Source organism: Alteromonas sp. ABH4_457 (assembly GCF_056160625.1).
On the sequence record NZ_JBSWXN010000007.1, the window covers coordinates 117,387 to 138,401 of the forward strand.

The following is a 21,015-nucleotide window of genomic DNA, read 5'->3' on the forward strand; positions in this document are numbered from 1 at the left end:
ATGATTATTGATTGTCACGGCCATTACACAACGGCACCGGAACCACTTCAATTATTCCGTGATGCGCAACTGGCGGCGTTTAAGGCGGGTAAAGCGTTACCTGAAGTTCCTCATATCAGTGATGAGCAAATTCAGGAAAGTATTGAGAAAAACCAGCTTCGTTTGCTGATTGAACGCGGTTCAGATATGACCATTTTTTCTCCCCGCGCGTCAGCCATGGCGCACCACCTGGGGGACGAGGCCGTTTCTAAACAGTGGACCAGCGCATGTAACGATTTAATTAAGCGTGTGGTGGATTTATATCCGAAGCAATTCATCGGTGTTTGTCAGCTGCCGCAATCACCGGGCGTGCCGATTAAAAATTCAGTGGACGAACTGGAGCGTTGTGTAAACGAACTGGGTTTTGTCGGGTGTAACCTGAACCCGGATCCTTCCGGCGGACACTGGACGTCAAAGCCGCTGACAGATGAAAGCTGGTATCCGTTCTATGAAAAAATGGTAGAACTGGATGTACCGGCAATGATTCACGTGTCCGGCTCCTGTAACGCAAACTTCCACGCTACCGGCGCTCACTATATGAACGCAGACACCACGGCATTCATGCAGTTCCTGCAGGGAAATCTGTTTAAAGAGTTTCCGGATCTGCGCTTTATCATTCCTCATGGTGGCGGCGCAGTGCCTTATCACTGGGGACGCTACCGTGGTCTTGCCGATATGCTTGAGCAGCCCCCGTTACGTGAGCACGTGATGAAAAATGTGTATTTTGATACATGTGTGTATCACCAGCCGGGTATCGATTTACTGTTTGATGTTATCGATCTGGACAACATTCTTTTTGGTTCAGAAATGATTGGTGCTGTGCGCGGCATTGACCCGGAAACCGGTTACTACTTTGATGATACGAAACGTTATGTCGATGCGCTGGATTTAACTGAGGAACAACGTACTCAGGTTTACTCAGGGAACGCCCGTCGTGTTTATCCCCGTCTGGATGCAAAACTGAAATCCATGGGACTGTAATTCAGGCAAAAAAATACCGCCGGGATGAGCTCCGGCGGTCTAAGGGTCCTGCCTTTTGGCTGGAGGAGTAGTACCAGGTTGAAAATTAACAGGCTCAATTCTCAAAAGGTGAACTCATCTTAATGCAAATGAGAATGTTTATCAATAAGGTTTAGCCAAAAAGTCCGGGTAAATCGCAACTGTCTCTTTTTCCCAAATCTCCGGTGCTGGTTTCCAGCCATTTCTCAGCGGTTTTTATGCCTTCCTCCTTCAGTTCCAGAAGGAACGCCCGTGAATTGTCGTACTTACTCATCTGGTCAAGGGCAGACATTAATTCACTGTTTTCTATGATGTGTGTGCGGGTTGCCCGTATGCGTTTCTCAAAATCGCCGGAAACCCAGCCCCACCGTTGAGACGAGGTTTTAATGTCCAGCATTGAGCGCATCTCCCGCAAGAATGCACAGTGAAATGTGAGTTCAATGATGCGGTCACTGATTTCTTCTGAACGGACGGGCAGTGGTCCCCGTTGTAACGGTTGCAGCAGCACAATCAGAACATCCTGAGCGTCACAACTGTGGATCAACGGAAAGATTGCCGGATTGGCCGCGTAGCCACCGTCCCAGTAGTGTTTATTATTTATCGTCACCGCTTTGTAAACGTTGGGCAAACAGGCAGAAGCCAGAACGTGACTGACGGTCAGCTCCTGTTCATTAAAGAGTTCCAGTTTTCCCGTCGTCACTTCAGTTGCGGCAATGAACAAGCGAAAAGGGGAGTGGTGCTGCAGTGCTTTGAAATCAGTGATTTCATCGAGCACATCCCGCAGCGGGTTGATGTCCATGGTATTGATGTCGTAGGGGGAGAAATGTTGAAACATGCTCATCCACCATTTGTTCAATGATTGCTCCAATATTTTCGGCATGGGCATCTGTACACCTTTGTCAGCGATGGCTTCCCAGAATGCATCCAGTTGCGCCGCTGCACCCCGGCGACCGTCTTTACGCCAGCCTTCAGCCAGCATTACTGCGTTCATTGCGCCGGCACTGGTGCCGCTGATGCCGTTAAACTCCAGCCATTCCTCTTCCAACAGCCTGATTAACACCCCCCAGGTGAAAGCACCGTGGGCCCCGCCACCCTGTAAAGCGAGATTAATTTTCAGTGGTTTCATCGCCTGTTCCTTAAGTTATGCTGCTATGCAGCATTTTCAGGATAGCATACGGTTCTGCCCGGGGTTTAGTGCAAAATTGAATAAAAAATAAACATTTCAGGTGGGAGGGGGAAACGGACAGCCTTATCCGGCTGTCCGGTAAACAGGTATTATGAGCTTCTGGCTGACCAGGGACCGGTAATTGCGACGGTTCTGGCCGGTGAATACAAATTAACAAACAGGGTACTGCCGTCCGGTGAGAAGCATGCGCCGGCAAGTTCGGTTTGATCATTTAAGCGGGCAAAAGGATACACACTGCCATCCGGGGTTATACCCCGCAGGTGGTTGTCGACAACGTCTGTGTACTGATCTTCACAAACAATTAGATCACCAAAAGGTGCAACAGTGAGATTGTCGCCAAAGTTGAACAGAGATTTGTCTGTACTTTCCAGGAACAATTGCAGCCGGCCCGGCTTAGCTGCTTCGTGTTCTGTGCCTTCAGACGTAGAAGGCTGATAGCGCATAATTTGTCCCAGTTGCTTTTTGCCGCCATTGGTGCAGCAGAAATAGAGTTCACCGTCTCCCCAGTGGATCCCCTCACCACGGGCGAACAGGGCTGCACCGTCTGCATATCCCCGTTTGCGGAGATCATCTTCCGGACTCTCCGGGTCTGTCAAATCTATCCAGCTGGCGTCGAGCCACTGTTGAAGCGGCATCGCCGGGTTAACCCAGTTGCGGCTGTCGTAACCCGGACTGGCTTTTATTGCCAGCGCCTGAAGTCTGCCACCTTTGATAAGATCGCCGGGCACATCGGGAATAAAGCGGTAGAACAGGCTGTCTCCCCGGTCTTCCGTCATGTAAACAATACCGGTGCGGGGATCCACTGCTGCAGCTTCATGGTTAAAGCGACCCATGGCTTTAAGCGGCTCAGGTGAGACAAGGGTTTGTGCTGTTGAGGGGACTTCAAAAACCCAGCCGTGGTCTTTATTGTTATAAGCCGACGGCTTATCAATACTCTCTTCGCAAGTGAGCCAGCTGCCCCAGGGAGTAATGCCACCGGAACAGTTCCGGATTGTGCCGCATAAACTCACATGCTGGCTCTCTGTTTCACCGGTAATTAAGTTATACACCATGGTAGTCGTGCCACCAGGCAGTGCGTTCCCGTCGGGGGCGGTGTCGTAGGCGTCTGCAGTTTTGTGCGAGGCAACCGATGCAGGCTGTAAGGCCCGGTCTTTTGGCGTAAGCTCATGGTTTCTCACCAGAGCCACACGTTGTTCATCCAGTTTGAAACAGCCCATTCCGTCAGCTTTATCCGGCACATTCAGGCCGTCAGACATGGCCTGGCCCAGCGCTGAAATGACTTTATAAGTAAAGCCTTCCGGTAAATCCAGCAGGGAAGCGGGATCCGGTTTCAGCGGGCCAAACCCGGTCGCTGCACGCAGTGCGCCTGCGGCATGCTGAGTTGCTGCATTCGCGAGCCCGCCGAATGCGCTGCTACCAGCGGAAAGGGCCGCGAGACCAAAGGTGAATTGTCGTCTTGTTATCATTGTTGTGTTCTCATAAAAAAAGGTATTGTTACAATATAACAATACCTTAATTCTTCATGCCAGTCTGTTACGTTAAGATGAAACCGTAACAGGATTAACCGTCAGATCAGCGTCGTGGTGATGCATGCGCTGCGCCACGGAATATAGCATTCAATAGCATGACGTTCAGACCATCCATATATGCGCGGCTTGAAGGGTCCTGGGTAAAGCCTATCACCATGCCTTCGCCGGACGGTTGCACCATCAGAAATGGCTTATAAGCCAGCTGTTCGCGGTTCTCGTCCCATAAATATCCGGATGCGAGCAGCTCATCAGCACCTTTATACCAGGCAACATTTTTACCGGCATCCAGTTTCATGGGCGCAAAAATAGTATTGCCTGTTACCAGCGAAACCACTTCAGGATTGACCCCTGCGGTAAGCCAGTGCTCCTGGTCCACTTCAACCTTCGCAAGGATTCCGGCGACGTAATCCGGTGAACGCTGGTTGTTTTCAATGCGGCGTATAAGTTGCGATTTATCAGTAATATGTGAACCGGCCACATGACCACGGTGGTCTGCCTGTTCATCTGCTACCACCGTTTCATCATTAAAGCTGTATTCCAGATCTGCATCCAGCAGGCCGTTATCCGGTGAGGCTGCAAAAGCGGTTGCCTGTGCAAAGGTAATTAACACACCTCCCTGTTTTACCCAGGTCTTGAGGTTTTCAGCGCCGCGCTGGCCTAAGGCTCCGTCGTACCAGCCTGCGGGCAAAATGATCACCTGATAGTGGTTCAGGTTTCTACTTGCCAGCATATCTGTCCGGATTGCGGTGACCGGATAGTTAAACTGCCGCTCAATAACAAAGCGGGTGCTGCCGGCGCTCAGTGAGCTGGTGGGAGAATCCCAGGCCATAGCAATATTGGGTGCAGACATCACCGGCGTACTGCGGCTGCCAAAGCTGGGACCGTCAGTTACCCAACTGCTGTCAGTACCAGTTACCAGCGCGCCGGTTTGTGCTGCCAGAGCAGCAATCTTTTCACCGGTGCCTTCGCCATTGGCTTTCACTTCAATAATTAATGTACCCGCCGGAAACCGGCGCTTGTCGTCGAGAGTGAAGGCTTCATCAGCACTTTTTAAATGGAGCCCCTGTTGCAGCGCAGCAGTCAGAAAACGGCCTGCTGCGGCATCACCCCAGGGCACCAGCCAGGCAACACTTGCGTCCGGTTTATCCACATTGCCTTTCAGGGGCATATCAGGTGTCACGTAGCTGCCTTTTACAGATAAACCATCATCACAACTGTCGGTTTTAACGTTGAATAACAGTGGCAGAGACCAGGCTGTCACATCATAAATTTCATCGTCCAGCTTGCGGGCCCGGCGCCGTTCCTGCTCTTTGATGAATGATTCCGCCATATCGACCTGGCGGGTAAACGTAGTTTTCACAAAACGGCCACGGGGCTGGGCAGTATCAATGATATAGGCACCTTTGTTATACCGGGTGCCGCATGCTTTAAATGATTCGCCTGCCTGTTTTACTTCGACACCGTGGGTCGCCATTAATGAAGCAAGACGGTGGCTGCCGGCACGGTCGGTGGTAGCCGGAATAATAAAGGTACGCTCGTCATCTTTTTTACCGGCTTCAATAGCATTAACCTGATACTGGTAAAAATCAGTGAGGATTTTTTCACGGTTATCCGCTGCTGCTTCGAGGGTAGAAAGGGAGGCAACAAAGTGCTTTTGCACAGGATCGCGATAGTGATTCACTTTGCCGTCTTTATTTCTGAATGTCATACCACGGGTAGAAGCCACTTCATAGGTGGCAGCAGATGCTCCGTAAAAAGTAGGCCAGCTGTCTCCATAGCCCGGATAAAATGCGTCATAGACTTCGCGGGTAAAATAGTCAAAACCCATGCGGTCAAAATGTTTACCGTTGTTTCTGCCTATTAAATCGTTATTGTCGAGCTGTGCCTGCTGCATATGCGGGTTGACCGGGCTCGCTGCCGGCACGAAAAAGTAAGTGGAGTCACTGCCCATTTCGTGTAAGTCGATGACTACCGTTGGCTTGAAGTGGTTCAGGGCATTCACCCGGCCCAGCGTTTCAGGCTGGGTAATGGCGAGCCAGTCGCGGTTCATGTCGAACAGATAGTGGTTACTTCTGCCCCTGGGCCATGGTTCATTCTGATCGACGCTCAGGCGATCATCGCTGTCCTGTAAGCCGGTGGAGGAATAGTAGTTGTGCGTAAATCTGGTGCGGCCATCGGGGTTCTGCAGCGGGTCAATAAAGACCAGTGTGTTTTTTAGCACCTTCGCCGTTAACGGGTCATTCTGTGCTGCCAGCAAGTGATAAGCCGTCATCATTGCGGCATCGGTACTGCTGATTTCGTTGCCGTGAACACCGTGCTGAAGCCATACCGATGAGGGCAGGGAAGCGATAAGCTTATTAGCTTCATCACGGGAAGTTTTTCGCGGGTCGGCCAGCCGGTTCATATTTGCTGCGAACTGCTCCAGGTCTTTAATATGCTCAGGCGAACCGATAGCGACATAAATAAGCGCCCGGCCCTCCCAGCTTTCTGCGTATTTAACCAGATGGACCCGCTCCGGAGCCGCCCCTGCCAGTGCTTTGAAATAGGTCAGCATATCACTGTGGGTCGTGATGCGTTCGCCGGTGTTATACCCGAGCACCGATTTTACCGTGGGGATGGACGGGCTGTACTGTGCGCCAGGCCACATTTCAAAACTTTCTGTTTGCTGGGGCGTGCTTGCAATAGCTTTTCCTGCACTGAAGCACAAAGAGGCTGTGAGTGCAGAAATGGTGAATAAGTGTCTGAGTGTCATGATTTTCCCGGTCAGATATTTTTATTATGCAAAGTGAATCATAGCAATTAAAAGCACCCCGCAACATTTCCCTTATCAATGGTTTTCAGGCCTTTATCGAATCGTTTTACTGTAATTCGTCTTAAAAATAAGCATTTACATTTGTTTTACTTGAAGCTAACCGGTCGTACCAGTAGGATGCGGCCCTTTTTCAATAATCATAGAGTTTTTATGAAGCATCCTTTATTCGTCCGTACAGCGCTTGCGCTTTCTGTAGCCGGACTGTTCTCTTCTTCTGCTTTCTCTGCAGGTTTTCAGGTCAATGAACACAGTGCGAACGGACTGGGTCGCGCTATGGCGGGTCAGGCTGCAAAGCCGGAAAACGCTTCTGTGCTGGCAACTAACCCGGCTGCTATCACCGCGTTTGATAAAGCACAATTCAGCGCCCAGGTCAGCTACCTTGACCCCGAAGTAGATATCCGTGGTGATATGACCACCTCAGTAGGCGGCGCAACCATTACCAGCGATGCCAGTGCTGAAGACATTGCTGAATCAGCCGTCATTCCTTCCATTTTTTACGCTGCGCCGGTTAACGATAAGTTCTCCTGGGGCATTGGTTTGTTTACCAGCTACGGCCTGTCGACAGATTACAGCGATGATTACAATGCGCTGCATTATGCAGATGAAGCTGAGATCATCTCTTTTACTGTAAATCCGGCTGTCGCCTGGAAAGCAACGGACACGTTGAGCCTGGGACTTGGCCTGAATTTTACCTATGCCGATGCGAAAATCAGTACCTCTATTCCTCAGGTCTTCGGCCAGGTGATGGGTAATCCGGCGCTGGGTAATCTGACTATTGTTGAAATGGCTGGTGATGATATCGGCTATGGCTGGAACGCCGGTGTATTCTGGCAACCGGTTGACGGCACCAATGTGGCGTTAAGTTACCGTGCTGAAACACAGCTGGAACTGGCCGGTGAAATTAAGTCAGATCTGGGTGTGCTGATCCCTGAAGTTGCTGAGCTGTATAATCAGGGCGGTAGTCTGGATTTGAATTTCGCTGCAGTCACTGAGCTGGCCATCGATCAAGAAATTGATGAGCAATGGTCTGTACAGGCCAGCGTGAATTACACAGACTGGAGCACCTTTGACAAGCTGGAAGCGAATCTGGACAGTGGCTATGATTTGCTGCTAAAAGAAGAAGATTTTGAAGATACCTGGCGCTGGAGTACAGGTGTTACTTATCAGTATGATGAGAAGCTGACGTTGCGTGCCGGTTATGCTTATGATGAAGGCGCTGTGAGTTTTGCACACCGCTCACTGAGCATTCCTGACACAGATCGTCACTGGGTAAGTGCCGGAGCAACCTGGGCGCTGACTGATGACACCAGTGTGGATATGGCCTACGTGTATATCAAAGGACGTGAAGCGGCGGTATCTCAGCAACGTGCAATCGGCTCTATTGTCAGCGATCTTACCGCTACAGAGCATGCGAAAGCGCAAATTCTGAGCGTACAGATTAATACCGCATTTTAACAGGCCGGGGCATCAGCCCCGGTGACATATTCAGATACTAAAAGCACAGCAGCAACGGCCGCTGTGCTTTTTTATTGTCAGAACCAGATCCGCGCGCCGGCAATAAAGCCGAATTCGGACGTGTCTTCACCGTTTGCAGCGGTAGTGTTCGCAGTTTGTCCTAACTGCTTTTGCCAGTAAACACCAAAGTATGGCGCAAACTCCCGCACCACTTCCTGACGGTAACGCAAGCCGAACCGCACGGATTCAACACCGGCCTCTCTGCCAAAGCGCTCTGAATCTGTCAGGTTGGTGTTCACCGTTAACCTGGGTTGAAGGTAACTGGTTTGTGTCAGCAAAAAGTCATATTCAAACTCGTTAAGCCACTGAACGTCGCCGTCTTCATTAATAAGCAAACTGGAGTCAGTTTCAAAGTAGTAAGGCGCCAGGCCTGTCAGACTGAATACTGCATAGTGCTCTGCGTTCTCCCCGGACGACATTTCACCTTTCAGACCAAGCCCGGCCTGCAGTGACCAGAAGGATGAAATCATGTAGCTGTAGCTGATATCTGTTCTTTCAAGGTCGGTGGGATGACCATCGTTTTGCTGATTTTCGCCCTCAGTCCTTAACACTACGCGGTGATAATCGCCGCCGTACCAGGCGGTGGCATCCCAGGTAAACACATTTTCTTTATCTGTATTACGGGATAATTCCAGCCTGTCGAGCATGACTTGCCAGGCTGCCATTTCCATCATCGGTGAAGGCCAGTCTGATTTATCCTCTGCCATTGCGCAGGTTGAGAATGTAATACTGCTAAGCACAGCAACAGCTACAAGATTGAATTTAACCATGATGATGCCCTCCGTGCTGAACACTGACTACCCTGAACATGCCGGCTTCCATGTGATAAAGCAGGTGGCAGTGGAAGGCCCAGTCACCCATCGCATCCGCGGTGATAAGTAATGACACTTTTTCTGAGGGTTTTAAGCTGATGGTATGTTTTCGCGGGCGGGGATACTGACCATTTTCCAGTTCCATCCACATACCATGTAAATGGATAGGGTGGTCCATCATAGTATCGTTTACCAGCACCAGCCTTAACCGTTCTCCGTGACGGAACACTACCGGTCCGTCAACCTCGCTGAACTTTTTACCGTCAAATGACCACATGTAGCGCTGCATGTTTCCGGTAAGGTGAAGTTCGAGGTTGCGGGACGGTTCCCGTTCGTCCCCCCAGGTTTGTGCTCCGGTGAGATCTTTATAAACGAGTACCCGGCGACCGTCATTACCCAGGCCAATACCGGGTTCGTCCAGTCTTGAACGGGGATTCGCTGCAATCATCGCTGCCCCCGGACCGTGTCCGTCCGCGTCGTGATGGATGGCAATATCATCGACGGCAGGTTTGCCGCTGCCCTGCATGTCGTGACCACCGTGGTTCATAGCAGCATGATTCATTCCACTGTGGCTCATGCTGCCATGGCCAGTATCGTCGTGATTCATACTACTGTGGTCCATATCACCATGATCCATGCTCATGGCATCCATACCGCGTTCTGTAATCGTCCGGCGGGGAGGGACGGCGGCGCTCATGCCAGGCCGTGGCGCGAGCGTGCCGCGAACAAAGCCGCTGCGATCATAACTTTCGGCAAAGAGGGTATAAGCTTTGTCCTCTTTGGGCTGCACAATGACATCGTAACTTTCTGCGATGGCAATACGGATTTCATCAACGGTGACAGGTTTTACCGGCTGACCGTCTGCCGCGACAACCGTCATTTCCAGCCCCGGAATTCGGAAGTCGAAATAAGTCATGGCGGAACCGTTCACCAGCCGCAGCCTGACTTTTTCTCCCTGATTAAACAGAGCTTCCCAGTTCATCACTGCATCCCGGCCGTTCATCAGGTAGGTATATGCGCTGGCTGACACATCAGCAATATCCCTGGGATCCATCCGCATGCTGTTCCACATACTGCGAACATGCCATGTATCGGCCAGGCCTTGTTCTTCCACATCTTGTAACGTGTCGAAAATGGTCCGCTTCTGGTAGTTGTAATAACCTTCAGACACTTTAAGCTTGCGGAATATTTCGTGAGGATCTTCAAATGTCCAGTCTGACAGCAGGATCATATGTTCTCTGTCGGCACCAATATCGCCGTCAGCGGGATGAATAACCAGCGGGCCAAGATGTCCAATCTGTTCCTGTAAGCCCGAGTGGCTGTGGTACCAGTAGGTACCGCTTTGTTGCAAATCAAATTCGTATCTGAAGGTTTCGCCCGGCTTGATGCCGGCAAAGGACAAGCCCGGCACACCGTCCATGTTGGCGGGCAAAATGATGCCGTGCCAGTGGATTGACGTGTCTTCGCTGAGGGTATTAGTGACGTTAATCACTGCCCGTTCACCTTCGCGAAAACGCAGTAGTGGCCCCGGCATCTGACCGTTGATGGTAATGGTGTTATTTTTCTTGTTGCCAAAAGAAAATGTTTGCTGGCTGATCTTCAGATTAACTTCATCATTACTGGTCTGAAATTCAGTGTTCCCCTGAGCAACAGCCCAACGGGGGGCGGCCTGATATAATGCCATCGCTGACATTGAGGTCACCGCGCCGCAAAGAAAACGACGACGTGACGAATCCTGGTTGTTCATAGCTATTTCCGGTTAAAAAAGTAATGTCCGCCTGCATGCAATGCAGGCGGTGTTTAACTGTAACTAACTTAACCGGATAGGGGGCTTGAAGGGCGGACCACCATGAGCAGTCAGCGGTTCTGATATGGTGCTAGTGGTATCATTCACCACAACTGCTGCGGTAAAGTGCGTAAAGTGAGACAGCACGAACAGGCTACCGTGGCACATGGAGACATTACAATGACACTCCTGTTTACAGCAATCTTCCTGAGTCATACCAGACATCATGACATCAGGCTCTGAATGTGCCTGCATGTGGCCGGTCATATTCATTTGTGCAGTTTGCATAGCATGGTGCCGTGCAGCATCGTGCACATTGCCTTGCGCGTTCATAGTGAACACACCAAGCAGGCAAACCATTAAAAATGCAGTGAAGACTTTCATCAGGGGAATAAATTGTTCCTGTTCATTTACTCTCTCAGGATATAACGGTCGCCGGACGCTATGCAAGAACAGACACGCAATCATACGATTCTGTTGCCGGATTTTACGGCGGGCGGCTTCATGCTAAAGTTTAATGTTTAAAAATTGTTAATGTGTGGTAAATTTAAGTTGTTGATAACCAAAAACGGGAAGTCCTCTATGAACCACCGTATTGATAAAATGAAAAACTATCTGAAAGATTGTGTGTCTGATCCGGTATTGTATTGTTTTGCTGCGGGTCTGATGATGCTGCTTATTGTGGAAAACAATCTGGTGATCAATCTTTAAAGCCTCAGGCTTTTTCTTTCATATCTGTTGAAGTCAGTTTTCTCAGTGAGGGGAATTGCCAGATTCCCCATCCAACCACACCAAAAGCTGTGATTGCTCCAATCAATGCAGCGCCGCCGGGCCCTGCTGCGGCAGCTACCGTTCCCGCTCTGAAATCTCCCAGTTGATTTGATGAGGCAATGAAGATGGCGTTCAGCGCGCCTACACGTCCCCGCAGTGCATCCGGTGTATTATGCTGAATAACGGAGCCGCGGATAACCACGCTGAACATATCTGATGCGCCGTAAATGAATAAGCATGCGCAGGCTATCCAGATACTGGTCGTCTGCGAAAATACCAGTACGGAGCAGGCAAAGACAAACAGGGCAGTGAATAGTGTATAACCGGCGTGGCGGAAGTCGGTTTTAAATTTCGACAGATAAATGCCGATGAGTACCGCGCCAATAGCGGGCATGGCCCTCAGCATGCCCAGCCCTTGCGGACCTGTGTGCAGAATGTCCGCGGCATAAACGGGTAACAATGCCACGACGGAACCGCCCAGCACGATGAGTAAATCCAGCGACAAACTTCCCAGTACGATGGGATTTCGCTGCATGAAATGTACGCCTTCCCACAAGGCTTTTTTACTACGTTGTCCTCCGGTATTAGCAGGACCAATCGGGGGCAGAAACAAGAAACAGATGCTGATCACAAAGCAAATTACGCATACTGTCCAGTACACTTTGAAGTCCATTAACGCTATCAGCAGCCCGGCGACGAAGGGACCGGCGGTTAATGCCAGATTCCACACGGTGCTGGTAATCGCGATGGCTGCGCCAAGCCGGTCGGGGGGCACCAGGTTGGGCACAATGGCCTGCATGGACGGAGATATAAACGCTTTGACGGTGCCGAGTGCCATTAATAACGACAGTAAAACCCACTTATTAAAGTTTCCGTCGTGCATCTCAAAGGCGATACAAAGAATGATACCCAGCCAGCAAACGGCCCCGGTTTGCAGTACCTTCTTACGGGACATATGGTCGGCAACCCAGCCGGTAAGGATAAAGAAAACATACACCGGGACGATTTGAAATAATCCTACCAGCGCCAGGTCGAAGGGATCTTTTGTAGCCTGATATAAATGCCAGCCTACAGCAGTGCCTAATATGGAGTCTATGACACTGAACAGCCCTCTGCCGGTGAGAAAAGCGTAAAATCCGGGCGGAAAACGTCCTGATTGTTGTGTCATGGTATCCTTTACTGGTTGAGCATCCTTTTACGGAGCAATGACTTAACGTAGATGTTGGAAAATTATCTCTTCAGTTTGTTTGCCAAGGTCCCGTAATACGTTGATATCCTGAGCCGAAAAAGTGCGGGGCGCGTCATAGATAACGCACAATGTACCCAGCTCGTAACCATCCGGAGATTTCAGGATCATGCCAGCATAAGCCCGGATAAAGGGTTCTCCCTTAACCAGCGGACTCCCTGCAAAGCGGTTGTCCTGTGTGGCATCAGGTACTATCAGGTATTCTTCTTCGGCAATGGCATAAGTACAGAAAGATACATTACGCGGGGTCTCAGTTTTATCCAGACATTGTCTGGATTTAAACCACTGGCGATCTTCTGCTATCAAACTGATAAGGCATATTTTACAGTCAAAATACGCTTGCGCGGCTTTCGTTATCGCATCTAACCGTTCATCCGGCTCAGTATCTAGAATTTTCAGGTCATGCAACGCTTTTAAGCGGGCGTCTTCGTGGGGCAGAACGGGATAATCCATACAGGGGTCACTTCAGATCCGCAAGGGACCGGCCAATGTTTGTTACGACAGGTATGGGATTCTATATTAACTCTGCCCGGTGAAGAATATTTTTTCTTTAAATTTGAACTATAGTATAGAGACTATGTTTTAATGCGTTACGCTGAACGCGGTTTACGTGTGTAACATGTTGTAGCAGCGGAAAAAAACAGGATTTTTTGAGGTGGAAGGTCAGGTAAAGGAATAGATGTTTAAAGTTCAGTCGCACATGCAAAAACTGCTGGCCACTTTTCTGGTCTCAGCAGGCTATATATTGTTTGGACTGCTCAGTATATGGGCTGCCATTCCGCCCGGTTTTGCTACGGTAGTCTGGCCCGCTGCCGGCCTCGGTCTGCTGGCCGTACTTTTGCTCGGTCCGTTTGCATTGTTTGGTGTGTTCGCCGGTGCTGCAGTGCTTAATTTCATTATATCTTTAAATTATGCCGGCGGAGAACCGTCGTTGTTTGTTTCCGGCATGATGGGGGCGTTCGCGGCAACACAGGCGCTGGTCGGGCGGGTACTGATTGTCAGTGTCATTCCCGCGCCGGTTAATTTTGTGCGTCCTGCGGTGGTGGCGAAATTTTTATTGCTCGGAGCAATTATCAGCCCCTTAACCGGCGCCACTTTGAGTAATATTTTTCTCTGGGCACAGGGGGTTATTTCTGACCAGGACTGGTTTAAAAACTGGGTAAGCTGGTATATGGGCGATGCTATCGGCATCGTGTTTACCATTCCCTGGCTGCTGGTATTTACACCGAAAACCCTGTCTTCTCATGTATCCAAGGTCCGCTTTGTTTTTTACTCCCTGATCACTATTACTTCCTGCACGGCGCTGCTGGGTTGGCTGGTGACCAAAACGGAAATGGAAAAACACAAAGTTGAGTTTACTGTTAATGTGAACGTTCTTGAGCGTGCACTCAGCGGTGAACTGTCCAAAGTCTCAGATATCCTTCAGGCGCTGGCGGGGTTTGTCAGAATTCAGGAAGATGTCACCCCTTCAGAGTACCGTGTCTTCACGCTGGATCTGTTAAAGCGGAACCCGTCAATTCACGGGTTATCATGGAATGAAAGACTGGAAGGGCGGGAACTGAAGGCATTTGAAACGGCTATGCAGGCGAGTTACGAGACCTTCGATCCCACCATTCATTTTGAAGTGAAAGGTCTGGATGCAAAAGAAGATATGGTGGCGGTAGATAACCGTGATACCTATGTGATCGTGTCATTTATTGAGCCTATGACGGGCAACATAAAAGCACTGGGGCTGGATGTTTATTCACAAATATCCCGCCGGAAAGCGTTGGATAACGCGTGGTCCAGCCATCGTTTATTCCCCACTGCGCCTATCAACCTTGTTCAGGGAGACAGCTCTGAACCCGGCGTACTTATGTTCATGCCTGGTGGAAAAACTACCGGATCAAATCATTCCGGTTATGCCACTGCGGTTTTGAAAGCTCAGGAAATGATTGAGAATGCCTTTGGTGATTCTCTTTTGCCTACTCTGGGTGTACTGGTCTTTGATCCGGCGGCACCGTCCGGCCAATCCACCTTGTTCCGGCAAAATCTCTCCGGCGAAGACGTAGAATTCCTGACTACAGGATGGAATAAGCCGGCAGAGGACAGAGCGGGCTTCCTGGCTGAGCGTTTTCCGCTAAATGAGGTCAGGACAATTACGGTCGGAGGACACAGTTGGGTTCTGCTGCAGGTGAGCGACAGCAGTTTCCTTTATCAGCCCTGGGGTGTGCATTTACTGTTGGCAGGTTCTGTGTTGTTCGCCGGGCTGCTGGGCTGGTTCATTATTATTGTGGCCGGACATACTGATGAAATTGAATATCAGGTCAAACGACGTACCCGTGATTTGACTCAGGCTAACAGCAGACTGGTTGAGTCAGAGTATGCTCAGGCTGAAGCGGTTAAAGACGCAGAACGTTCAAACCGTGCGAAAAGCGAATTTCTGGCCAATATGAGCCATGAAATCCGTACGCCGCTGAACGCCATTCTGGGATTAAGCCGGTTGGGGCTGAACCAGGAGCCGCCGCCCAACTTCCGTGACAAGTTCGAAAAAATTAATCATTCCGGCGAGCTGTTGCTGGGGATCATCAATGACATTCTGGATTTTTCCAAAATCGAAGCGCAGAAACTGGAACTTGAGGAACAGACTTTTTCTATAAAGGAGATTATCAGCCAGTTGCGGGATTTATTTATCGAGCAGGCCAAAGCGAAGGGGATTGAACTGCAATTCCGTTTCGACGGCAAACTTCGCCCGTGGCTTACCGGTGACTCGTTGCGTCTGCGGCAGATACTGGTGAACTTACTCAGCAATGCCATTAAATTCACCAGTGAGGGAAGCGTTACCCTGGTTTGCAGGTATGAAGATATCGACGATCATGAATGCCTGCTGGTAATTTCAGTGACAGACACCGGGATTGGCATGTCGGAAAGTCAGCAGAAGGTAGTCTTTGATGCTTTCACGCAGGCGGACTCATCAACCAGCCGCAAATTTGGTGGTACAGGGCTGGGAATGACCATCAGCCATCGTCTGGCAACCGCCATGGACGGGAATATCTCAGTAACAAGCCGTCAGGGCGAGGGCACGACTTTTATAGTAAAACTGCCGTTTAAGTTACCTCAGCCACGGGAAATTGATGAGTTTAAAGCTGAGCGGGCACGAGTAAGAGACAACCGTGAAGGGGCTTTTAGCGGTCACGTATTACTGGTAGAAGATAACGAGATTAACCAGGAAGTGGTGGGTGAACAGTTACGTCACCTTGGACTGGATGTCACCATGGCAGATAACGGGGCGCTGGCTGTGGCTGCAACACGTCGTCATCATTTTGATATTATTTTAATGGATATTCAGATGCCGGTGATGGACGGCTATGAAGCGACCCGGCAAATCCGCGAATCAGGGATCAATGTACCGGTTATTGCTCTGACCGCTGCGGCCATGGTGGAAGACAAACGTAAAGCACTGGAATGTGGCATGAATGATCATTTAAGCAAGCCATTCCGGCAGGAAGAAATGTATGCGGCACTGACCAAATGGTTGAATGCATCATAATCTACCCTGACGTCACTCCGTGACGACGGCAAGGGGTAATATTATTTGCCCGGTGACATCTTTTGCAGTTTTCTTTGTAAAGTCCGGCGGTGCATTCCCAGTGCCTTCGCTGTAGCGGAAATATTGTGTTCGTGGTCGTGCAGGGTGCGCTGAATATGTTCCCACTCCGCCTGTGCCGGCGTCATCGGTGTCAGCGATTCTTTTTCATCTCCGGCTGACACCACCCCGAGGCGTTGCAAAATTGTCTGGAAAGAAACCGGTTTGGTTAAGTAGTCTGTGGCACCGCTTTTGATGGCCCGCACGGTGGTAGGAATGCTGGCGTATCCTGTCATCACAATCAGGTGTCGGGGGCAAAAGCGGGCGGCCAGCTGCTCAATAAAATCCAGTCCGGTTTCATCCTGCAACATCATATCGAGTAAAATTGCATAAACACCGGTTTGCTGGTAGTGCATGGCTTCACTGGCCGATACAAAGCAATGTACGTTAAATTCTGTTTTGGTGGCAAACCGTCTGGCAAGCACTTGTGAAAGTCTGGGATCATCGTCAATGATAAAGATAGTCTGCATTATTGCTCTGCCGGCAAAATAACCGTGGTTTCAAGTGTGAGAGTGCCCCGGCTATCAATAATTTCCCAACTGACTTTGCCACCGAACCGCTCAATTGTTGCGTTTGTCAGCACACTGGCAACCCCGTTTCCTTTTTCGCTGTGAACAAGTTGCCGGCCGATGACCGGTGCGTGTTCAGGTGGCGCATTATTCAGCGGATTAGCTATCCGCAACGTCCATTGACCGGTGCTGACAACCTGAGTGATGCTCACGCCGTTGTCTGCTTCACCGGACGCTTCCTCACAGGCATTAACGACAATATTTGTAAGCGCAGGCAGCAGAGTGCGGTCAGCGTGAATATTGCAATCGCTATTACAGGTTTGCCAGTGAATAAGGGCTTCCGGTCTGGCAAGAGTCAGACTATGCCGTAATGCTTTGATTAATCCTGAACTGCGGTAGGTTGTGGTGCGGGACTCTCTGACATCATCAGCCACTACCCGCCAGTCAGATAACAAACCATTCAGTCTGCTGACCTGTTCACTGAGCTCTTTTATGAGTGCCGGATCCGGGCTGTCCCACCATTCTTCCAGTAGTAAATTAATTGTCTGAACCGGCGTTGCAGCATCATGGGTAAGTTGTGCGGCGGCAGTGCCAATAGCCAGGAGTTGTTCATTTCTTAACTGAGTTTCTCTGAGCGCAACAATAGCCGCATTGCGCTTTCTTAACTGGCGGCGGTAATAAAAAATGATGGCTGCAAGAAACACGCTCGTGCCGGCAAAACTCCACACCATATTGGCTGCATGCTGCGCCATGCCATCGTGATGAGAAGCGGGGGAAGCAAGCAGTTGTAATAACTGGGCACCGGTACTGATAAGCAATACCGCCGTGGCCAACCTGAAGGGAAGTTGAACCAGACCGGCGACAAGGGGGATCAGTAATATGATGGCGTAGGGATTACTGGCCGCACCGTTCAATCCGATAAGCCAGTTTATCAGCACGATTTCCATCACTGTGCAGATAAACAACGCTACGGCGTTCAGCCGGCGCTTTTCGGGTAGCAGGGTGAGCAAGATCAGTAGCATCAGCGTGGATTACCGCATTGTCTGTTATTCCGGCGTACTGCTTCTGCAGAGCGGGCCTGATTATAGAGTGCTCTGCGGCGTACAACCGCAGAGTATAAAGTGTTAAGGCTAAAACGCCAGTGTTACGCCAAGGTCAAAAGACCGCCCCCTTCCGGCAATCTGCGCGAAGCCCTGTTCCGGCGTTTGCTTAAATTGAGCAATGTTGACACCGCCAGCGGGCTCTTCAAACCAGGTATCCAGTAAATTATGGATGTCGAAGTGGAAAGTCATATTACCCTGTTGCCAGGCAGTAGACAGATGCAGCAGTGACCAGGCGTCAGTGGTGTTCTCATTGCGCCGGTTATCCACATCGTTTTTACTGCCTGTCCATTGCCACGATAATGCTCCGGAGAACGACGATATGGCATATTCAAGGCTCATAGTATTCTGTACTGGTATGATTTGGTAAAGATTGCCTTCTCCATGGCGGCGCTCACCTTGTTGCCAGCTGAATGCTGTTTTCCAGGTCAGTGCCCCTGCTTCATTGTCAAACAATCGCTTCGATGCTTTTACTTCAGCACCGGTAAGGGTGGCGTCTGTGTTCACAAATTGCAGAATGTTTCTCTGTCCTGCAGCGGAGTCTGTGCGGTTGAAAGTACCGGTGACGTCGACGTCAGTGTAGTCTGATACCCGCGTGTACCAGATACTCACTTCTGCAGCCCAGTCTGATTTTTCTGCTTGCCAGGACACCGAGGCTGTACTGGCGGTTTCAGGTGCAAGATTGATGTTGCCGATATAGCCGTTGCCGTCACCGAACCAGCCAATCATGGAAGTTGCCATGGCGCTGGTTCCCCAGCTGTAACGTTCATAAAGGTTAGGGGCGCGGTTCTTTCTTGCTAAACCAAGTGTCAGGCTTTGTTCGCCGGATAATTTGCGTGTAGCCAGCAACGTGGCGTCGAACAGTGTGTCAGACTGACTCCGGTCTGCTGAATTAAATGCGCTGGCTGCTGCCAGATTGTTTGCCATCATCATCCCGCTGCTCGTTGACATATCACCCATGGACATGCCACCCATGGACATTCCATCCATGCTGCTGTTGACATATGCCTGAACTTCACCGGTATCCGTTGTGACATATTCAGCGCGCAGCCCCGCCTGATACTGCCAGTCTTTATCAGCGGCGGACAACCATTCAGCCCAGGCTGCAAGGCGGTCCCGCTCCCCGTCATTAATGTTGATGTAGTCATTGGGGCCCATCATGGCTGAGCCTTCTACGGCCGGCCACCAGTCGTCCAGGCGATTGGCGTAATATTCCTGACCAAAAACAAAGGTACTGCTGTTGTCTGCCGGCATTGTCCACTTCAGCTTTAGTGCAGTGTCGTGGCTGTCTGTGTTCATTGGCATCATGCCTGTTTTCTCCGCCGTGAAGAAGCCCATTTCATGGGTGGTATGACGGGTACTGGCGGTGGCATCCAGGGCAATATCTCCGAACTGTCGCTGGTACAGGGCCGTAATGCCTGTACTGGTATTGTCAGTCATGTCCATGTACTGGTTCGGGAAGCCCTGATAGGGGATACGCTGGTGAGAAATGCTCAGTTGCAGGCGTTGTGATGCATCCTGATAACCACCAGTCAGCAAATGGTTTGTGGCTTTATAAAGGGTATCAAGTACCAGGTTACCATGCCCGTCTTCGTAGCTTTCTGCTTTGGACTGATTTCCTGCATAGCTCAGATACCATGTGTCACTGGCAACAGTGGCATCAGCGCTCAGGGTTCTGCCATTGTCGTTGCTTTGATAAAAATACCCCAGCGACCCTTTCTCAAACGTTACCGTATCACTTGTATTAAATGCCGGTGTGAAAGTAGACAATGCAATAACCCCGGCAATATTGTCACCGCCGGCACTGACCGGAGACACGCCCGGTAAAACGGCAATGGTATTGACCTGATTGGCGGAAACATACGACAGAGGCGGGTTCATCTGGTTACCACAGGCTGCAGTAACAGGCACACCGTCGGTGAGTAGCTGAATGCGGTCGCCCATCATACCATTCATCACCGGTAATGCAGAGACACCGCCTGCCGCTGAAAACGTGATACCGGCTTGTGCCAGGCGTGATGAGAGGTTCTCATCACCATGAAGATGAGACTGGCGGGTGGTGACTTCGATGGTTTCCACCAGAGTTTCTCCGGCAGAAGCTAATGTACTGAGCAGTGTGGCTGCAGACAATACAGCATAGGGGAATGGTTTCACTTACGTTTTCCGGTTATTAAATCCGGCGATAGTGTAACGGCGGCGTCGCAAAACCAACATGCGGCAAATTGTCGCACATGTTCAAAAGTTAAGCGTTTGAGAAGTTTGGCGATATTTATTTGGCTTTAAGGAAGATAAGCCCTTATTCAGGCTCAGAAATCATGTAACAATAGCCGCTCATCCGGTCCATCCTTGTCATACTAATGATTAGTTGCGGCTTTATCATATTGGTTATACGTTTCAGGTATAAAGTTATTCTGTAGGATATTGTAGTGTCTGATAATCTGGTTTCTGTTAAGACTCTCGATAAAGAGCAACTTAAACACGCAACAATTTTTTCCGGTATCAGCCCGAAGGCCATGCGCCGGGTGTTTGCTGCGTGGTGTATTTTTTGTGTTGTAGTCGCCATTATTGTGGTTATGGCTCCTGATTTATCCCAGGTTTTCCAACTTACCGTGTTTGGTGTACTGATTGCGTTTACGCTGGCCATGTTTGGTCAAAGCCGTATCGCTGAAGGCTGGCCGGCTGTACTTTCAAGTGACGATGAAATTTGCGTGATCCGCGATCCGCAAAAGCGGGAATTTATATGTGTGCCTGTCAGTCTGGTTACCGCAGCTGAACCCGCGCTGATAAAGCCGAATAAAAAAGCACTGGCGCTTATGCTGGATACGCAGCGGCTATCGGAAAACGATGTCAGTACCCTTAATCAGGCGGTCTGGCCACGGGACGACCGGTTGCTGGCTCTTGCGCACTTTATATCCCGCGATAAAGCATGCCGGAAAATTAATTCCTTCCTTTCCTGATATCCATTTCCCCGGTGTTTGCACGAAAAGTGAGCAGGTGCCGGTTGACTTGTCCCAATTTGGCCTGCCATGGGGACAATATTCACAGATAGAATTGTTTTTCAAATTTCATTAATGGTAATGTTGTCT

16 protein-coding genes are annotated in these 21,015 nt (G+C 50.2%); 5 read left to right on the forward strand and 11 right to left on the reverse strand.

Annotated elements, in window-relative coordinates; translation table 11 throughout:
- On the forward strand, positions 1 to 1,020 hold the full coding sequence (locus tag ACXAGR_RS18300; RefSeq protein WP_119500949.1) for an amidohydrolase family protein: 1,020 nt from the start codon (positions 1 to 3) through the stop codon (positions 1,018 to 1,020).
- 151 nt (positions 1,021 to 1,171) lie between these two features.
- Here ACXAGR_RS18300 and ACXAGR_RS18305 read toward each other — a convergent pair whose 3' ends face one another.
- The 3 genes from ACXAGR_RS18305 to ACXAGR_RS18315 all read right to left on the reverse strand — a co-directional run bounded on the left by ACXAGR_RS18305 (position 1,172) and on the right by ACXAGR_RS18315 (position 6,505).
- Positions 1,172 to 2,164 (reverse strand): patatin-like phospholipase family protein, encoded by a 993-nt coding sequence (locus ACXAGR_RS18305; protein WP_474851794.1) that lies wholly within the window; start codon positions 2,162 to 2,164, stop codon positions 1,172 to 1,174.
- Positions 2,165 to 2,313: 149 nt separating this feature from the next.
- Positions 2,314 to 3,690 carry an alkaline phosphatase PhoX gene (locus tag ACXAGR_RS18310; RefSeq protein WP_474851796.1) on the reverse strand — a complete coding sequence of 459 codons (1,377 nt, stop codon included), beginning with the start codon at positions 3,688 to 3,690 and terminating at the stop codon, positions 2,314 to 2,316.
- 106 nt (positions 3,691 to 3,796) lie between these two features.
- The gene (locus tag ACXAGR_RS18315; protein ID WP_474851798.1) at positions 3,797 to 6,505 is read right to left on the reverse strand and encodes a M14 family zinc carboxypeptidase; all 2,709 of its coding nucleotides are present in this window, start codon (positions 6,503 to 6,505) and stop codon (positions 3,797 to 3,799) included.
- 210 nt (positions 6,506 to 6,715) lie between these two features.
- Between ACXAGR_RS18315 and ACXAGR_RS18320 the strand changes: the two genes are divergently transcribed.
- A complete protein-coding gene (locus ACXAGR_RS18320; RefSeq protein WP_474851800.1) occupies positions 6,716 to 8,020 on the forward strand; it encodes a porin in 1,305 nt (434 codons plus the stop codon).
- Between the two features lie 77 nt (positions 8,021 to 8,097).
- Here ACXAGR_RS18320 and ACXAGR_RS18325 read toward each other — a convergent pair whose 3' ends face one another.
- From ACXAGR_RS18325 to ACXAGR_RS18335, 3 genes are all read right to left on the reverse strand, one after another.
- On the reverse strand, positions 8,098 to 8,850 hold the full coding sequence (locus ACXAGR_RS18325; RefSeq protein ID WP_474851802.1) for a copper resistance protein B: 753 nt from the start codon (positions 8,848 to 8,850) through the stop codon (positions 8,098 to 8,100).
- A complete protein-coding gene (locus ACXAGR_RS18330) occupies positions 8,843 to 10,639 on the reverse strand; it encodes a copper resistance system multicopper oxidase (protein WP_474851803.1) in 1,797 nt (598 codons plus the stop codon). Before ACXAGR_RS18330 ends, ACXAGR_RS18325 begins: the two co-directional genes overlap by 8 nt.
- 63 nt (positions 10,640 to 10,702) lie before the next feature.
- Positions 10,703 to 11,011: a hypothetical protein gene (locus ACXAGR_RS18335; RefSeq protein WP_474851805.1), complete on the reverse strand. Its 309-nt coding sequence runs from the start codon at positions 11,009 to 11,011 to the stop codon at positions 10,703 to 10,705.
- A gap of 249 nt (positions 11,012 to 11,260) precedes the next feature.
- Between ACXAGR_RS18335 and ACXAGR_RS18340 the strand changes: the two genes are divergently transcribed.
- Complete coding sequence (locus ACXAGR_RS18340; RefSeq protein WP_269748665.1) at positions 11,261 to 11,389, forward strand: hypothetical protein; 129 nt, start codon at positions 11,261 to 11,263, stop codon at positions 11,387 to 11,389.
- Positions 11,390 to 11,393: 4 nt separating this feature from the next.
- On the opposite strand, the gene ACXAGR_RS18345 is transcribed toward ACXAGR_RS18340, so the two are convergent.
- Both ACXAGR_RS18345 and ACXAGR_RS18350 read right to left on the reverse strand, forming a co-directional pair.
- Positions 11,394 to 12,617, reverse strand: coding sequence for an MFS transporter (locus ACXAGR_RS18345; RefSeq protein ID WP_474851807.1), 1,224 nt, complete (start codon positions 12,615 to 12,617; stop codon positions 11,394 to 11,396).
- Positions 12,618 to 12,659: 42 nt separating this feature from the next.
- On the reverse strand, positions 12,660 to 13,148 hold the full coding sequence (locus tag ACXAGR_RS18350; RefSeq protein ID WP_474851810.1) for a GAF domain-containing protein: 489 nt from the start codon (positions 13,146 to 13,148) through the stop codon (positions 12,660 to 12,662).
- A gap of 226 nt (positions 13,149 to 13,374) precedes the next feature.
- Here ACXAGR_RS18350 and ACXAGR_RS18355 point away from each other — a divergent pair, with 226 nt between their 5' ends.
- Entirely contained in the window at positions 13,375 to 16,224 is a 2,850-nt protein-coding gene (locus ACXAGR_RS18355; protein WP_474851811.1) for a response regulator, read from the forward strand.
- Positions 16,225 to 16,265: 41 nt separating this feature from the next.
- Here ACXAGR_RS18355 and ACXAGR_RS18360 read toward each other — a convergent pair whose 3' ends face one another.
- From ACXAGR_RS18360 to ACXAGR_RS18370, 3 genes are all read right to left on the reverse strand, one after another.
- Positions 16,266 to 16,790 carry a response regulator transcription factor gene (locus ACXAGR_RS18360; RefSeq protein WP_474851813.1) on the reverse strand — a complete coding sequence of 175 codons (525 nt, stop codon included), beginning with the start codon at positions 16,788 to 16,790 and terminating at the stop codon, positions 16,266 to 16,268.
- Positions 16,790 to 17,851: a hypothetical protein gene (locus tag ACXAGR_RS18365; protein WP_474851815.1), complete on the reverse strand. Its 1,062-nt coding sequence runs from the start codon at positions 17,849 to 17,851 to the stop codon at positions 16,790 to 16,792. Before ACXAGR_RS18365 ends, ACXAGR_RS18360 begins: the two co-directional genes overlap by 1 nt.
- Positions 17,852 to 17,959: 108 nt before the next feature.
- Positions 17,960 to 20,083 (reverse strand): TonB-dependent receptor plug domain-containing protein, encoded by a 2,124-nt coding sequence (locus ACXAGR_RS18370; RefSeq protein ID WP_474851817.1) that lies wholly within the window; start codon positions 20,081 to 20,083, stop codon positions 17,960 to 17,962.
- A 272-nt stretch (positions 20,084 to 20,355) separates the two neighbouring features.
- Here ACXAGR_RS18370 and ACXAGR_RS18375 point away from each other — a divergent pair, with 272 nt between their 5' ends.
- Entirely contained in the window at positions 20,356 to 20,886 is a 531-nt protein-coding gene (locus tag ACXAGR_RS18375; RefSeq protein WP_474851819.1) for a hypothetical protein, read from the forward strand.
- Positions 20,887 to 21,015 lie beyond the last annotated feature (129 nt).

What these genes read in the sequence shown, in the direction of transcription:
- ACXAGR_RS18300 (WP_119500949.1), top strand. Translation starts at nt 1, where the DNA reads ATGATTATTGATTGTCACGGCCATTACACAACGGCACCGGAACCACTT.
- ACXAGR_RS18305 (WP_474851794.1), bottom strand. Translation starts at nt 2,164, where the DNA reads ATGAAACCACTGAAAATTAATCTCGCTTTACAGGGTGGCGGGGCCCAC.
- ACXAGR_RS18310 (WP_474851796.1), bottom strand. Translation starts at nt 3,690, where the DNA reads ATGATAACAAGACGACAATTCACCTTTGGTCTCGCGGCCCTTTCCGCT.
- ACXAGR_RS18315 (WP_474851798.1), bottom strand. Translation starts at nt 6,505, where the DNA reads ATGACACTCAGACACTTATTCACCATTTCTGCACTCACAGCCTCTTTG.
- ACXAGR_RS18320 (WP_474851800.1), top strand. Translation starts at nt 6,716, where the DNA reads ATGAAGCATCCTTTATTCGTCCGTACAGCGCTTGCGCTTTCTGTAGCC.
- ACXAGR_RS18325 (WP_474851802.1), bottom strand. Translation starts at nt 8,850, where the DNA reads ATGGTTAAATTCAATCTTGTAGCTGTTGCTGTGCTTAGCAGTATTACA.
- ACXAGR_RS18330 (WP_474851803.1), bottom strand. Translation starts at nt 10,639, where the DNA reads ATGAACAACCAGGATTCGTCACGTCGTCGTTTTCTTTGCGGCGCGGTG.
- ACXAGR_RS18335 (WP_474851805.1), bottom strand. Translation starts at nt 11,011, where the DNA reads ATGAACGCGCAAGGCAATGTGCACGATGCTGCACGGCACCATGCTATG.
- ACXAGR_RS18340 (WP_269748665.1), top strand. Translation starts at nt 11,261, where the DNA reads ATGAACCACCGTATTGATAAAATGAAAAACTATCTGAAAGATTGTGTG.
- ACXAGR_RS18345 (WP_474851807.1), bottom strand. Translation starts at nt 12,617, where the DNA reads ATGACACAACAATCAGGACGTTTTCCGCCCGGATTTTACGCTTTTCTC.
- ACXAGR_RS18350 (WP_474851810.1), bottom strand. Translation starts at nt 13,148, where the DNA reads ATGGATTATCCCGTTCTGCCCCACGAAGACGCCCGCTTAAAAGCGTTG.
- ACXAGR_RS18355 (WP_474851811.1), top strand. Translation starts at nt 13,375, where the DNA reads ATGTTTAAAGTTCAGTCGCACATGCAAAAACTGCTGGCCACTTTTCTG.
- ACXAGR_RS18360 (WP_474851813.1), bottom strand. Translation starts at nt 16,790, where the DNA reads ATGCAGACTATCTTTATCATTGACGATGATCCCAGACTTTCACAAGTG.
- ACXAGR_RS18365 (WP_474851815.1), bottom strand. Translation starts at nt 17,851, where the DNA reads ATGCTACTGATCTTGCTCACCCTGCTACCCGAAAAGCGCCGGCTGAAC.